Annotated in this window: 11 protein-coding genes and 1 pseudogene; 3 read left to right on the top strand and 9 right to left on the bottom strand. The window is 67.0% G+C overall.

What is annotated here, in order from left to right:
• Positions 1–111: 111 nt before the first annotated feature.
• Positions 112–1,446 carry a glycoside hydrolase family 18 protein gene (locus OG246_RS31780; RefSeq protein ID WP_266471267.1) on the bottom strand — a complete coding sequence of 445 codons (1,335 nt, stop codon included), beginning with the start codon at positions 1,444–1,446 and terminating at the stop codon, positions 112–114.
• 348 nt (positions 1,447–1,794) lie between these two features.
• Here OG246_RS31780 and OG246_RS31775 point away from each other — a divergent pair, with 348 nt between their 5' ends.
• Both OG246_RS31775 and OG246_RS31770 read left to right on the top strand, forming a co-directional pair.
• The gene (locus OG246_RS31775; RefSeq protein ID WP_266471265.1) at positions 1,795–2,265 is read left to right on the top strand and encodes a hypothetical protein; all 471 of its coding nucleotides are present in this window, start codon (positions 1,795–1,797) and stop codon (positions 2,263–2,265) included.
• A 167-nt stretch (positions 2,266–2,432) separates the two neighbouring features.
• The gene (locus tag OG246_RS31770) at positions 2,433–3,548 is read left to right on the top strand and encodes a WD40 repeat domain-containing protein (protein ID WP_323178350.1); all 1,116 of its coding nucleotides are present in this window, start codon (positions 2,433–2,435) and stop codon (positions 3,546–3,548) included.
• Positions 3,549–5,043: 1,495 nt separating this feature from the next.
• On the opposite strand, the pseudogene OG246_RS31765 reads toward OG246_RS31770, so the two are convergent.
• The 3 genes and pseudogenes from OG246_RS31765 to OG246_RS31755 form a co-directional block, all read right to left on the bottom strand.
• Positions 5,044–5,703, bottom strand: a pseudogene (locus OG246_RS31765) (hypothetical protein).
• Between the two features lie 473 nt (positions 5,704–6,176).
• A complete protein-coding gene (locus tag OG246_RS31760; protein ID WP_266471259.1) occupies positions 6,177–6,902 on the bottom strand; it encodes a DUF4839 domain-containing protein in 726 nt (241 codons plus the stop codon).
• Positions 6,903–7,177: 275 nt separating this feature from the next.
• On the bottom strand, positions 7,178–7,402 hold the full coding sequence (locus tag OG246_RS31755) for a hypothetical protein (protein WP_266471256.1): 225 nt from the start codon (positions 7,400–7,402) through the stop codon (positions 7,178–7,180).
• Between the two features lie 391 nt (positions 7,403–7,793).
• Between OG246_RS31755 and OG246_RS31750 the strand changes: the two genes are divergently transcribed.
• On the top strand, positions 7,794–8,354 hold the full coding sequence (locus OG246_RS31750) for a hypothetical protein (protein WP_266471253.1): 561 nt from the start codon (positions 7,794–7,796) through the stop codon (positions 8,352–8,354).
• Between the two features lie 164 nt (positions 8,355–8,518).
• Here OG246_RS31750 and fahA read toward each other — a convergent pair whose 3' ends face one another.
• The 5 genes from fahA to OG246_RS31725 form a co-directional block, all read right to left on the bottom strand.
• Positions 8,519–9,715, bottom strand: a complete 1,197-nt coding sequence (fahA, locus tag OG246_RS31745; RefSeq protein ID WP_266471250.1) for a fumarylacetoacetase — start codon at positions 9,713–9,715, stop codon at positions 8,519–8,521.
• 73 nt (positions 9,716–9,788) lie between these two features.
• Positions 9,789–10,994: a 4-hydroxyphenylpyruvate dioxygenase gene (gene hppD / locus OG246_RS31740; protein WP_266471247.1), complete on the bottom strand. Its 1,206-nt coding sequence runs from the start codon at positions 10,992–10,994 to the stop codon at positions 9,789–9,791.
• Positions 10,995–11,229: 235 nt separating this feature from the next.
• Positions 11,230–12,108 carry an amidohydrolase family protein gene (locus tag OG246_RS31735; RefSeq protein ID WP_266471244.1) on the bottom strand — a complete coding sequence of 293 codons (879 nt, stop codon included), beginning with the start codon at positions 12,106–12,108 and terminating at the stop codon, positions 11,230–11,232.
• 40 nt (positions 12,109–12,148) lie between these two features.
• Complete coding sequence (locus tag OG246_RS31730) at positions 12,149–12,946, bottom strand: HpcH/HpaI aldolase/citrate lyase family protein (RefSeq protein ID WP_266471241.1); 798 nt, start codon at positions 12,944–12,946, stop codon at positions 12,149–12,151.
• 18 nt (positions 12,947–12,964) lie between these two features.
• The gene (locus tag OG246_RS31725) at positions 12,965–14,167 is read right to left on the bottom strand and encodes a DUF5624 domain-containing protein (protein ID WP_266471238.1); all 1,203 of its coding nucleotides are present in this window, start codon (positions 14,165–14,167) and stop codon (positions 12,965–12,967) included.
• Positions 14,168–14,236: the final 69 nt, after the last annotated feature.

The following is a 14,236-nucleotide window of genomic DNA, read 5'->3' as shown; positions in this document are numbered from 1 at the left end:
GGCACCCAACAGATCCGAACTCACCCCGCCCCGCGCAAGGGTGAGGCGGTGGTCTGCCACCGCCTCACCCTCGGAGCCCGGAGTTGACTGCGTAGTTGGGAAGAGCGCGGCTCAGCGCTGGGTGAGCCCCGTGTCCACGGCGCGGATCAACTCGCCGTCAGGGGTGTCCCCGTCGAGCGACCAGAACATCGCCCCGCCGAGTCGGTGGTGGCGGATGTAGGCGGTTTTGGTCTTGAGGACCTGCGGATCGTCGTAGGTCCACAGGGTCGTGCCGTCGAAGAGCCAGGCATGGCCGTTTCTGCGGTCCCGATGAACGGTGTACGTCCCCGAGTCCGCGAGCTTCTTGAGCGCCTCGTAGTCCTCGTACCCCGCCTGCCAGGTCGCCGGCGCGGGGGCCGTCGCGGGCTGGTTGAGGCCGTCGCCGCCCCCGGTCACGCCGGTCCAGCCCTGCCCGTAGAAGGGCATGCCCACGACCAACTTGCGGGCCGGTGCGCCCCGTTGGAGCCATGCGTCGACGGTCTGGTCGACGCTGAAGTCGTCCTTGGCGTACAGCGCGGACTGCTGGTTCGTGGTCGCCTCGCCGGAGACGTGGAAGTCGTAGCCCTGAAGGTTGACGAAGTCCAGGTCCCGCATGATGCGGGGTACCTCGAATCCTGCGTCGATCTTCGCGGGGGCGGTCGGTACGAACGCCGAGAGCTCGTAGTGCCTGCCCTTCTTCTGGGTGGTCGCGTAGGCGTCGAGCTGCCGCCGGAACTCGCGTACGAGCGCGGTGAAGTTCTGCTTGTCTTCGGGGCGGTAGACGGTGTCGGTGTCACCGGCGGAGCCCGGCCACTCCCAGTCCAGATCCACACCGTCGAACAGTCCGGCGGCGGCGCCCTGGCCGCCGCGTGCTCCGTCGACAGGAAGGTTGCCCTTGATGTACAGGTCGAGGCACGAGGCCACAAAAGCCTTGCGGGAGGCGGCCGTTCGCGCCGCGTCGGAGAAGTGGGTGGACCAGCTCCAGCCGCCGAGGGAGATCATCACCTTCAGTCCGGGATTTTCCGCCTTGAGCTCCCGAAGCTGGTTGAAGTTGCCCGCCAGCGGCTGCGTGTCGGTGTCGGCGACGCCGTCCACGGAGTTCTCGGCGTCCAGCGGGCGCACGTAGTCCGCCCAGGCGTCGGCCTCCCCGGGGATGTTCCCCGTGAAGCACTTGCCGTCCGAACTGACGTTGCCGAACGCGTAGTTGATGTGAGTGAGACGAGACGCCGCTCCGCTCGCCTCGAGGTCGGCGACCTGGAAGTCGCGGCCGTAGACACCCCATTGGGTGAAGTAGCCGACGCTCTTGTACGCGGGGGAGTGGGAAGTCCGAGGGCCATCGGCCGACGCGGGCGCCGTGGCGAGGAGAGTGACCGGAAGGGACGCGGCGCAGGCGACAAGTGCCAGCCTGCTGAGGAGTCTTCGACGCATGCCCGGAAGCTATTGGTCTGTACCATCTGTGGTCAAGGGTGAGGCTGGGGTTGGTCCGTCGGTGGTGCGCCCACCCGTCCGCAGCCTCACCCATGGGCGAGGGGTAAGAGCCTGCCAATGCGGATTGATGACTCACGTCAAGGCGCGCTCACAGACCATTTGCACCAGAGCCCAGACTGCCCAGTGGCCGGCCGCAAGGCACGCCCGGGCGATGCGCCAAGCGTCGTAATCTTTGCCTCGTGACCAGCGAGAATCCGGAGAGTGGCGGCTACACCTCCGATGGACTACCCCACCACCAGGCGTTGTTGGACGGCACGGATTGGGCGTCACTCGGCACGGCCAGAGGTGATGGCGGATTCCTCCCCGCCGCCCTGTCTCGCGTTGAACTGGCTCGGATCGCTTGCCTACGATGCCGATGACGAGTGCCTTGCCATCGGCGGACGCGGCTTCAACGGCGACTGCCTCGCCGACTATCCCGAAATGCGCGCCTTTCGGGACCACCGCCCCGCGTTCTATCGGGCCGTTTCCTCCTTCCTGGGTGACGAAGACACAGACGTGCGTGATGCCGCCGTCACTGCCGCCGTCCCCTTGATCGAGCATCCCGACCTCACCTGCCTCCGGGACGAAGTTGGACGCCACGTCCGTCGCCTCCTGACTGACAGCACCGACCGCTACAGCCGTAGCCGCTGCCTGGACGCACTCAGGAACTGGAGATACGAGACCACCGCACTGGAGACCGCCGCCGACATTGCCGCGCGGACGCAACATGTCCGTGGCGGCGACTGGACCGGGGGCTTCATGGATGAGCCTCCGTTCTGACCCGTTCAGCGCAGGCTCGCCTCCCAGGGCGCTCCTGTCGGCGACACACACGGACATCGTTGTGTTCACGGGCCGGGCGCGCAGATCCGTCGGCACCGTTGCACGGCCGGGCAGCGGAAGCCAGCGCTCCGCCTTCCGCGGGATGCCGGGTCGCGCGAGACTGCACCATGGCATTCCTGGGACGGCCGTCGCCACCTCCGCCGCGGGGACCGGCCGCTACCCTCAGCGGGCACGGCAGAGCGGTGAACGCGGTGGCGTTCAGCCCTGACGGACGGCTGCTGGCGTCCGGGAGCAGCGACAGGACCGTGGTTCTCTGGCATGTCACGGATGCATCCCACCCGACCCGGGCCGTCGGCCTCACCGGCCATCACAGAGCGGTGAACGCGGTGGCGTTCAGCCCTGACGGACGGCTACTGGCGTCCGGGAGCACCGACTGGAGCGTGATTCTCTGGGACGTCACGGACCTGGCGAACCCGACCCGGTCGGCGGTCCTTGTCCATGAACGCCCCGGTTGGTTGTTTCGCGACGGCTGGCGGCAAGGTGGTGTCCACGCGGTGAGTTTCAGCCCGGACGGACGGTTCATCGCCTGTGCCAGCGACCGCGCCGTGATCGTCTGGGATGTCTCCGACCCGGCACGGCCGAGCCGGTGCGCCCGTGTCACCCACCATCGGCATGTCTGGCGGTCAGGTCCCGTCGTATCGGTGATGTTCAGCCCCGACGGACGGTTACTGGCCTCGGGTTCCGACGGCGACAAGAACACCGGGGTCCTGTGGGATGTCAACGAGCCGACGCATCCGGTCCGAACCGCCGTCGTCCGACCGCAGGCCCGCGATTGGCCCAAGGCGTTGTCCTCGGGCGGGGCGCCTGCCGTCCATTCGGTGGGATTCAGTCATGACGGGCGGCTACTGGCCACCGGCAGCGGGGATCTGGGTGTTGTCTCCGGCACCTACGGGTCGTGGCGGCAAGGAGCCGTCACGGTGTGGGACGCCACCGACCCGGCACATCCCGTGAAGACGGGCACAGGCACCCTCCCCCTGGCCAGACTTGGGGACACGGGGCAGATGTATGCGGTGGCGTTCAGTCCGGGCGGCCGGTTGCTGGCCTCCGGGTGCGAGAACGCGGCCGTGACCCTGTGGGATGTCACCGACCCCACGCACCTGACCCCGGCCGCCCATCTCGCCGGCCACCGCAAGGCCGTACGGGGTCTGGCGTTCAGCCCGGACGGACGGATGCTCGCCGGCTGCGGCGTCGACACAACGGTGAGGCTGTGGGAAACGAGCTGACGGTGCGCGCCGTTTCCCGTGCCTCGAGGGCCAGAGCAGGACTTGTGGCCCGACCGGCACTCTGCCAAGGGTTCATGACCACGATCCACACTCCAGCGGACGCCCAAGGCAGTTGGCCAGACAAAGCGTCACATGCGTGCCCCTAGGGTCTGCGAACGCTGCTTGATGACCCATGTCAAGCCGCGCTCACAAACCTTTGGTTGGCTTGAAGCAAGATTCGCCTATATGCGGCCGTCCGGTCCCACGCAGGACTCGCACGCATCACAGAGAGTCAACTCGATCGGCCGGGTTTCGCGCAGCGTTCCAGCGTTGCCGCAACGCTCGCAGATGTGCTCGCTGGCGGCCGTGAACTCGGCCACCAGTGAGTCGAGCCTGGCCGCCTCGTCGGACGTCCAGTTTCCACCCGGCTTCCACGGTCGAGGAAATGCCTGGAAGGCTAGGGCCGCCCACTTCTGCTTCACCGCCAGAAGCTCGTACTCGGGAAACGCCGCGACAACCGCCTCGTGGCACCGCAGTACAAGGGCACGCCACCCGGGCCCCACATCGAAGTCGAACGAGGAGTGACGGAGGTGACACCTGAGTGGTTCCAGTTCAGCAGCATGCGCTGCCACAGGACGGCCGTTCATCCCTCCGACCCTTTGGTATCGAACGCCCACACTTGCGCAGGATCCAGGTGGAGTTCGTACGGACCCATGCAGTCGGCAGCGAGGGTGGCGACAAGGACCCCGCATCCACAGGACATGTTGCGGCCCCCGGTGCCGAGCGGGCCGCAACAACCCCCGTGCGAGCCAACCTGATCCAGCAGCCTCAGAGCGGGTACGTCTTGTGGATGCACGACGAAGCTGTTCCTCGGACCGGCCGGGGCCCAGTCGGTAAGCGCGGGTGGCATGAGTAGTTGCCGCGGATGGTGTGGCCGAGGTTCGTCGGCCGGCGGGGTGAACGGTGCGCCCCACGGCTCGGGATCAACGGCATAGAGCCCTCGCGGCACAGTGGAGGGGCCCAGTCCCGTTTCCTTGTCCCGATCTTTGTCACGGTCCGAGACTTCCGGGACGGAGGGCTGCTTCACCAAGTCCGGCGTGAGTTCAACTCCGCACTTCGTGCAGTAGAAGACCGTCATACATGCCGTTGTAGCCGCCAAGCGCTGTCGGCGCATCCTTGTTTCCGATGAGGTAGCGGCACCGACGCGGGATTCGGCCGTCGGGCGGAGTCGTCGCGGCAGGCGTCCAGGAATGCGCTCAGCCGGACGGCGTCCTCGTCGGCGCTCCAATCGCCGGGGGAACTCGTCGACGGAGTGAACATGGACGCCGCCTGCGCCTTGCTTCGCCACCAGGCCAGCTCCCGAGGCTCGTTACAGCGGACCGGTGCCGGCGCCGAGTTCTGAACCGAAGCGCTCTGCAGATTCCGTACCTCCTGGTCAGGCAACGAGCCGACGATCCACACACCTGTGCCGCTCAACTCCGCCTCCTTTCGTTCTTCCACCGAACTCGGCCATGTCTCAGACGTCGGCGTGACGGTCGTCCGTACTGCGGGTCCACAGGGAGAGGTCGCTGCTCGTTGCTACGGCGATCGTTCGGCCGGAGGGTGAGAAGCCGGCTGTACGGAATGTGGAGTAGTTCGAGTGGAAGATGTGCCATCATTCCGCTCCGTGCGGGCCCGAATGCGGGAGCCCGCCGTCGCTGGACAGCAGCACTTGTTCGTTCAGCCAGGCCGGGGTGACGACTTCCAGGGTCCAGCCGTCCTCGGTGGTGGTGTGCAGCCCGCCGCCGAAGAGTCCGGCGATGCGTACGCGGCTTCCAGCGATCGGCCCCAGCCCGGGGCAGGACAGGTCGGCGACTGCGTCGGGGGTGCTGTCCTCGGGAGCGGGGTCGCGGTTCCTGGCGATCTTCTCGCCGGTGACGGCGTCGAAGAGACCGTGCCCGTCGTGCGAGACGACCATCACCAGATCGTGGCCGGTATCGGGGTCCGTCGCGAAGCCGATCCCGAGCAGCCCGCCGACAGGGACGCCATACTCGTACTCGAAGATGGGCCGCCAGGGTCCGGGCGCGGGCACCACAGGGGCCGCGAGAAGCCGCTTCCGCATTGCCCGCTGGTAGGCCGAGAGTTCCGGCTCATGCTCGGACTGCCCGACCGGGGGCGTCTCCTTCGTCCACTTCATCACGGGACCATGATCCACGCCCTGGCAAGCCGGCCCCAAAGATGCCCCCGGTCCACCGCGGCCTTCAGCGCGGGTTCTGTCCCGGACTGTGCAGCACGGCCACGGCTCGCAGGGAGTGCGTCCAAAGCCGTGTGCGCCGGCCCTGGACCCTCGACCGCAACTGGGGAATCCGCGCTGGCTGTTGTTACGGGTCCTCTCCGCTGACGCTGACCGTTGGAGGGTAGATGTCTTCCGAATCCGCCCCTTCCTCTGATGTAGTCGGCAGCGCTCAACGGGCTCGACAGGAGCGGCGTGTGGAACGCCAACGAGGTCCGCCTCGTCGGCCCCGCGCCAATGGCGGCCTGGAAAAGGCTCGTGGACGGCCGACGTGGGGCACGAATGACACGAAATCGCCAGTTCACCTAACGGTCCGGGTCTCGGATAATCAAGACCTGTGGATCGACGGGTGCTACTGTCCGCGGCTGCCCATCTGACTACCGGACTTCCGTCGAGACCGGGTCGAGGAAGAAGAGGCACGAGTCCGCGTTGAAATCGCGCACCTCGGCGACGAAGCGGAACTTGTCGCCTGCGTCGACGGCGACGGGGATCTTCTTGCCGGTCAGTTTCAGATCAAAGACGTTGACGTCCTCGTACTTGAAGGCCGGGCCGACCGTCGTGTTCGGTCCCTTGTCGCCTGGACCCAGGAGGAAGTCGTAGCGGGTGTCGTCGTCACCGTGGGGCGCCATGTTCACGATGGAGCCGTTGAACGCGACCGTCTCGCCCTTGTGCCTGGTCGCGAAGTCCAGGTTCGCGTCGTCGCAGTAGTCCGCCTGCAGCAGCGCCGCGAACTCCGGGCTGTTCTGAGGCGTGATCACCTCAGTGGCAGCCGACTCGGCTGCGGTCGGAGTCGGCGTAGCGGAAGGCTTCTTGCTCGCAGCGGTCGTCGACTTGTCTGACTCGTCCTTCTTCTCGCCTCCGCCGCTGAGTGCGGAGGCAACGCCGATGACGATGGCCAGGATCACAAGGACGGCCGCCGCCGCGCCGATCAGGAGCCACGGCTGCGGCTTCTTCGGCCGACGGAAGCTGAGGGTGGAGCGAAGCGTGCCCTGGGCCTGATCCGCAAGCTCCCACCCATCCTTCTGCATCTTCGAAATCACCAAGCCGTCGGTGCCGCGAACTGTCCGCACGATCTTGTACTCGTACTTGATCTCGTCGGCCATGTGGTTCCGCGCCCCCTGAATGGACTGTTCATACCAACTGCCCCGTGAGCATATGGGACTTCGCGAGGAACTCGGCTTCACCGATTTCCCCCTCGGTCTCAAGCTCGATCCGGACTAAGGAGGACGTCGGAGGCAAGGGGGCTCGCCAGGTCGAACGCTAATGTGCGACGGTCGTGGCGCCGGACACCGTCGATCCCGCACTCGCCACCCAACCGGGTTGGCGCTGGTTGGCACTGCTTCGACCTTGGCCCGGGGAGCAGGGTCGTGAGGTCTCGTTACGCACGGTCAGAGCGTCCGGCCGTTGGCTCTCCGCCTTGGACGGCTGATCTGTAGATGGCCCGGACCGGATCGGTCTTCACCAGCAAGGCCTTCGAGGCAAGTCGGCGAAGAACTCGCCGTGCGTCCTTCTCTGCGGCCCGCAGGTCGGCCGGCTCATCTTCGACGGCGAACACGGTGGCCTGGGCAATCGCTTCCGACGGGATCGCGATGTCGTCGGGCATTGGGCGAGGTAGCAGCGACCGGGCCTGCCCAGTTGTGGACGGTCGACGCGAAGAACCGCAGGGTCTTTCCGCTGCCCATGGGGCAGATGGCGCGGTACACCTTGTCCGCCTGGGACCACCGCGGAATGCCCCCGGCGCGTTGCGAGATCCCCTGAGAGTAGCCGAAGTCATGCGGGGTGGGCGTGTTTCGCATGTAGTGCCCTGAAATAAGGACAGGGGGGCTACGTTCGTACCCTGCTGTCTGCTCGTCGTGGTGGGAGTAGCGATTTCACGTGGCAGGGCGCATGCCGTGAGGTGAAGATTCGCGTAGGGCAAATGTGTGACACGGGGGTGGGGTGTGACAGGAGGAGCCAGTGGTGGCCCTGGATCAAGTGGCGGTCACTCAAGAGCTGTGATAATCGGTAGCATCGTTTTGCCCGTCCTTGGATTGATAGTTGCATTGCTTCCGTATCTATTCCCACGGGATGGTGAAAAATCTACAGAGGGTAACAAGGTTATCTCTCCAAGTCCCAATGGCGTGACGGTGGTTCCATCGCCGATTGCCCCTTCGGGTGCGGCCTCAGCTTCAGCGAGTTCGGCGGGACTCACTGGAACGGCTTCTTCCCCAGTGGATGCGAAAATCTCGCCCGAGACGGTTGAGGGGGAAATTCCTCAGCCGTTCATTGGTTCCTGGCGTGGACTGCTTACGCAAGGCGGACAGCACTACATCGTGGAACTTGTGATCAACCAGGGCGATGTCGGGGACACCGTGGCTCAGGTTGAGTATGTGGATTTGAAATGCAGAGGGACCTGGCGTCTCTATACTTCGACGGAGGATTCGCTGACCGTAGATGAGATTATTGAACCCGGTGACGGGTGTTTGGACGTATCCGTTACGGTTACCGTCGAGGGTGACGGTCTAGCGTATTTGGTCGATTCGCCAACGGTTGAAGGGAAGCTCGAAAGGAGCTGACCCGGCCTGGACGAGTACGAGGTCTGCCGCTGTACCGCCTGGTATCGCCACATCGCCCCGGCCATGCTTGCTCACGCCTTTCTCGCTGCCCCGGCCGCTGCGGCGGTCGAAGAGGAGAAACGACACGTCCTCCCTCTCGGCAGCGCTCACGCTGACCTGGGCCGTCAGGATTCGTCTCCGACGGGCAGGATCCGGCCGGTGACGTCCCCAAGTCCGATCCGTCCGCCTCGCGGGCCGGGCGCGGTTCCGCTGACGGTCACCTCGTCACCGTCCTGCAGGAAGGCGCGGGTCGATCCGTCCGGCAAGACCAGCGGGTTGGCGCCTGCGGCCGTGAGTTCGATGAGGGACCCGCACTCGTCGGCATGGGGTCCGCTGACGGTGCCCGAGGCGTAGAGGTCACCGGTGCGGGTGGAGGCTCCGTTGGCCGTCATGTGGGCCAGCATCTGCGCGCCGGTCCAGTACATCGAGGCGAACGGGGGCGAGGAGATGAGGTGGCCGTTGAGGTGGACGTCCAGGTTCAGGTCCAGGCCCTGCTTGCCGGTGTCGGTGAGATAGGGAAGCGGTTCGGGGTCTCGCTCGGGCGGGCTGGTCCAGGCGGCGTCCAGAGCGTCCAGGGGAACGACCCAGGGCGAGACGGAGGTCGCGAACGACTTGCCCAGAAACGGTCCGAGAGGAACGTACTCCCATGCCTGCAGGTCACGCGCGGACCAGTCGTTGACGAGGCAGACCCCGAAGACCCGTTCGCGGAAGTCGGCCACGGACACCGGCTCTCCCTGCCGTGAGCCGGTGCCGACGACGAATCCCACCTCGGCCTCGATGTCCAGGCGCCGGGTGGGACCGAATTCCGGCGAGGCCGCCTCGGGGCTCTTGCGCTGTCCCCGCGGGCGCACGACCGGGGTACCCGACACGACGACCGTGCCGGCCCGGCCGTGGTAACCGATGGGCAGATGCTTCCAGTTGGGGGTGAGCGGGTCGCTTCCAGGACGGAAGAGGCGTCCCAGGTTCGTCGCGTGGTGCTCGCTCGCGTAGAAGTCGACGTAATCGGCCACCTGGAAGGGCAGATGCAGCCGTATGTCCTCGAGCCGGTGCAGATGCGGAGCGGTGGCCCGCTGGTGGCGGTTGTCCCTCAACAATTCGGTCACCCGTGCCCGGACCTGCGTCCAGCGCGTGCGGCCCTGTGCCATGAAGGCGTTCAGCGACGGCCTGGCGAAGACCGGATCGTCGAGGGCGGCCGCCAGATCGAGCACCTGCTCGCCGACCCGGACTCCGACACGGGGCGCGCCACCGGCTGGTGAGAACACTCCGTAGGGCAGATTGTCGATTCCGAACAGGTTGTCGGGTGGCAGGTCGAGCCAGGTCATGGAGTCAACTCCGTTGCAGAGTAAGGCACTTGGCCTACTTGTCGATGGTGGGCCAGGGTCGGTGCTCCCGGCTTCAGAAGTTGCCGCGCTTGGCCTGCTCGCGCTCGATCGCCTCGAACAGGGCCTGGAAGTTGCCCTTGCCGAACCCGAGCGAGCCGTGCCGCTCGATGAGTTCGAAGAAGACGGTCGGGCGGTCGCCGAGCGGCTTGGTGAAGATCTGCAGCAGATAGCCGTCTTCGTCCCGGTCGACGAGGATGCCCCGCCGCTGCAACTCCTCCACCGGGACCCGCACTTCGCCGATCCGGGCACGCAACTCCGGGTCCTCGTAGTACGAATCGGGGGTCGCCAGAAAGTCCACTCCCTCGGCGCGCAGGGCGTCGACCGAGGCGATGATGTCGTTGGTGGCCAGCGCCAGATGCTGTGCTCCGGGGCCCTGGTAGAACTCCAGGAACTCGTCGATCTGCGACTTCTTCTTCGCCACCGCCGGCTCGTTCAGCGGGAACTTCACCCGGTGGTTGCCGTTGGCCACCACCTTGCTCATCAGCGCCGAGTACTCGGTGGCGATGTCGTCCCCGATGAACTCGGCCATGTTCGTGAAGCCCATGACCCGGTTGTAGAAGTCCACCCACTCGTCCATCTTGCCGAGCTCGACATTGCCCACCACGTGGTCCAGAGCCTGGAAGATGCGCCGCGGTGCGCCGGGCCGCTTCACGTACGAGGACGTGCGAGCCACATATCCGGGCAGGTAGGGCCCGTTGTAGCGGGAGCGGTCGATCAGCGTGTGCCGGGTCTTGCCGTACGCGGCGATCGCCGCCCGGCGGACGGTGCCGTGCTCGTCGCCGACATCGTGCGGCTCCTCCACCACGGTGGCTCCCTGCGCCCGCGCGTGCGCGACGCACCGGTCGACGTCCGGTACCTCCAGCGCGATGTCGATCACTCCGTCGCCGTGCTCGCGATGGGCGTCGGTCAGAGGACTGCTCGGATCCACCGCACCCTTGAAGACGAAGCGGATCGCACCGCTGCGCAGGACGTACGCCTGGTGGTCGCGGTTGCCCGTCTCCGGCCCGGAGTAGGCGATCAACTGCATGCCGAACGCCGACTGGTAGAAGTGCGCGGTCTGCGTGGCGTTGCCGACCACCCACTCCACCGCGTCCCAGCCGGTCACCGGAAATGGGTCGCTGGAGGGGTCGTAGTCCACCAGGCCGACCAGCTGCTGCAGCTGCGTCAGGTCGAGCTCGGCCAGGCGCTCCTGGCTGGTGAGGGTCTGCTCGATGCTCATGACGGAGTTCTCCTTGCATGGATCAGGCCCATGGCGCGAGCCGCCACGGAGGAACGTGAAGTGGGCCGGAACGCGCCGCTGCCGCAGCGCCTGGCCAGGACCAGCACAGACGCTCGACGCGGCCTGTGCAAGAGGTCCAGTGAAATCTGAGCAGACTGTTCAATCTGCTCAGCAATACCCCGAATACGTTGCGCAATTTGTACGGCGATTTCCGCGGCGCTTCTCCCGACAGCGGTCAGTCCGTGTAGAACAGCCTGGCGGGGGAGTCGACCAGGATCCGGTGGCGGTCGGACGCGTCGGGAGCCCAGTCGGCCAGCAGGTTGAGCAGTTCGCCGGTGTCCCGCTGACCGTCGGTCAGATGCGGCCAGTCCGATCCCCACACGAGGCGGTCGGGCCGGGCCGCGACCAGCGCCCGGCCCAGGGGCTCGACGGTGGACAGCGGTTTGTCCTTCGCGATGCGGTAAGCCCCGGAGAGCTTGATGTGGCAGCTGCCTCCGTCGAGGACCCGCACCAGACGGTCGAAGTCCGCCTGCGTCAGCCCGTCCGATTCCTTCATGTATCCCATGTGGTCGATGACGAAGGTGTCCTCGAGGTCAGCGAAGAACGGCAGCAGATCCCGTACGACGGTCCCCGGCGTGTAGAACTGCAGGTGCCAGCCGCGCGGACGGGCACGGTCCGCCATCCTGCGGACGTACGCGATGATGTCGGCGGTCGGCTGGGACGCCCGGGCGAACAGGTCCAGGCGGATCGCCCGCACACCCAGCTCGTGGAACTCGTCGAGCTCCTTGTCGGGGGTGTCCTCCTCGATGCGTACGACGCCACGGCAGCGCGGGCCGGCCTTCCTCAGGACGTCGGTGAGCAGGCTGTTGTCGGTGCCGTAGTACGTGGGCTGCACGAGGACCATGCGCTCGATGCCGAGCCATTCGGTCATCCGCAGATACTGCTGGAGAGTGCCGTCGGGGAACCCGTACAGCGGGTTCGGCACCGCGGTGAAACCGGGCTCGAAGACGTGGAAGTGGGTGTCGCAACTGCCCGGGGGCACCTCGAAGCGAGGCTTGGTGTTGCTCTCCGCGGGGCGCATGGGGGTCGGCTGGGGAAGGTCTGCGGTCATCATCCGTCCTGATTCTTGGCGCAACTGCGCATCCGGGTGGGGGCTAGGGGAGGCAGGTGGAGAGCGCCTGCCGGGCGCGTGCCTGCGCGCCCTCGAAGAGAAAGGCGCTGTCGGTTCCGGTGATGCGCAGCGGGCACACCCCCAGGGGGACGAGCGTGTCGAGGATCGCCGGGTCGCCGATGCCGCCGAGGACCATGAGTTTTCCGTGCTTGTGGCAGGCGTCCGCCAGCCTCTCGACGGCGTCGCGGACACGCGGATCGCCGAACTGCCCTGGCACACCGAGTTCCGCGGTGAAGTCGTTCGCGCCGAGGGACAGCATGTCCACGCCGTCCAGGGCGGCGATCTCGTCCGCGTTCGCGATGCCGGCGGGTGTCTCCAGGAGGATCTGCACGATCGTGGCGTCGTCCAGGGCGGGGTTGAGCTCCTGTGCGGCGATGGGGCGCATCCCGAGCTGGGGGACCATGTTGGTCTGGGAACGCTGGCCGCGTGGTGCGAAGCGGCAGGCGCGGGCGATGTCGCGCGCCTCCTCCACCGTTTCGATGCGCGGCGCGATGATCCCGTGGGCGCCGCCGTCCAGCATCCGGCCGATCATCCCGTACTCGCGCTCGGGGACGCGCACCAGCGCCGTGAGCCCGAGGCTGTCGGCCGCCGCGCACAGCTGGGCGGCGACATCGGTCGACATGGTGGAGTGTTCGAGGTCGACGAGGATGCTGTGGTGGCCGGTCGAGCGGGCGATGTGGACGACGTCCGTGGTGCGGCTGGTGCGGACGGTGAGCATGAGGGTGGGTTCGCCTGAGTGCAGACGCTCCAGGAACCCGCCGGAGAAGGGGTGTTGGGTCATGGCGGAGTCGCTTTCGGGTCAGGCCGCGGCGGAGATGGAGCCGTAGGCGGGGTAGGGCTCGTCATCGAGGCCGGGGACGGTCACGGCGAGTGGATCGTTGCCGTGCTCGATGAGCTGCTGGGCCGCGTAGTCGGTGACGGCGCCGGACAGCAGTTGGCGGGGGTCCTCCATGACCAGGCGCAGCCGGGTGACGAGCGTGAACCAGTCCTTGGGTGAGCGGATGCGGGGCTGTTCGGTGATGACCTCGTCGGCCCGGGTGACCGTCCGCTCGCCCAGGAGCCCGGGGCGGTCGTCGCCGGGGGAGAACGCCGGATAGCCCTCGAACATCGCCCCGCCGAGCTCGACCGTGACCCTGGTGCCCGCCCACAACTGCCGCAGCACCGGCTCCAGTTCCTCGACCTCGCTGAGGTCTCCGCCGACGGGCGTGGCGAATCCCCGTGCGTGCGGGGCGATGTAGAGGCGGTCCAGCGGCAGGGTGTGCCGCGAGGCGGCCAGTACGGTGCCGGCGACACCGTTCGTACGCCAGGTCACCCCGGCGGTGGGGCGCCCTATCTGCCCGACGACCACCACCATGGCGCGTGCCCAGTCGATGTCCTGGGCGTCGCACCAGGCGATGAGCCGGTGCGCGTTGTCCATTCCGACGAGGAAGAACGTGGCGACCATGATCCGGTTGAAGGACACCGGAAGGTCCGGATGACCGTCCTCCAGGTACTCCTCGCGCAGCGTCCGGTGGTTGAGGAGGGAGGTGTCGGCCAGCGCGCGCAGGAGATACCGCTCGGTCACGGCGCAGGCGTAGTCGACCATCGTCGCGATGGCCTCCTCCCGGCCCCGGTGGGAGACGGCCGCGATCCGGTCACGCCACAGAGCCGTGCTGTTCGCCGCACGGGAACGCCGCACCTGGAGCAGCAGGTTCTCGGCATCGGCCCGCCACACACCGCCGGGGTCGTGGCGGTACAACTCGACGAGCGAGGCAAGTGCCGTACCCAGATGAGAGACGGCGGCCAGTTCCTTGAAGCCGCGATTGCTCAGCCGGTAGGGGAGGACCGTCAGCGGCCGCCCGTCGCCCGGATAGAGCGCCATGTCGGCCCCGGTCACCACCAGAAGGGGGTCGCGGGCGTGTGCCCGGGCGGCCGAGACGCGCAGATGCGCGCCGATGGAGCCCGGCCCGGCGGTGTACGCGGTGAACAGGTCGATGAGCTCGGGACTTTCGTGCTCGGACACGTGGATCTCTCTTTCACAAGGCATGGGTCGGTACGGCAACCGCTCGAACCGCGTGTGGCCGTACCGGAT

The organism is Streptomyces sp. NBC_00620, assembly GCF_026341825.1.
GTDB lineage: Bacteria > Actinomycetota > Actinomycetes > Streptomycetales > Streptomycetaceae > Streptomyces.
The sequence above is the reverse complement of the archived record's forward strand: the minus strand, read 5'-3'. Positions and strand labels throughout refer to the sequence as shown.

Coding starts and splice junctions, on each gene's coding strand:
- OG246_RS31730 (WP_266471241.1), bottom strand. CDS start 12,946: ATGACCCAACACCCCTTCTCCGGCGGGTTCCTGGAGCGTCTGCACTCA.
- fahA (WP_266471250.1), bottom strand. CDS start 9,715: ATGACCTGGCTCGACCTGCCACCCGACAACCTGTTCGGAATCGACAAT.
- OG246_RS31780 (WP_266471267.1), bottom strand. CDS start 1,446: ATGCGTCGAAGACTCCTCAGCAGGCTGGCACTTGTCGCCTGCGCCGCG.
- hppD (WP_266471247.1), bottom strand. CDS start 10,994: ATGAGCATCGAGCAGACCCTCACCAGCCAGGAGCGCCTGGCCGAGCTC.
- OG246_RS31770 (WP_323178350.1), top strand. CDS start 2,433: ATGGCATTCCTGGGACGGCCGTCGCCACCTCCGCCGCGGGGACCGGCC.
- OG246_RS31775 (WP_266471265.1), top strand. CDS start 1,795: ATGGCGGATTCCTCCCCGCCGCCCTGTCTCGCGTTGAACTGGCTCGGA.
- OG246_RS31755 (WP_266471256.1), bottom strand. CDS start 7,402: ATGCCCGACGACATCGCGATCCCGTCGGAAGCGATTGCCCAGGCCACC.
- OG246_RS31760 (WP_266471259.1), bottom strand. CDS start 6,902: ATGGCCGACGAGATCAAGTACGAGTACAAGATCGTGCGGACAGTTCGC.
- OG246_RS31735 (WP_266471244.1), bottom strand. CDS start 12,108: ATGATGACCGCAGACCTTCCCCAGCCGACCCCCATGCGCCCCGCGGAG.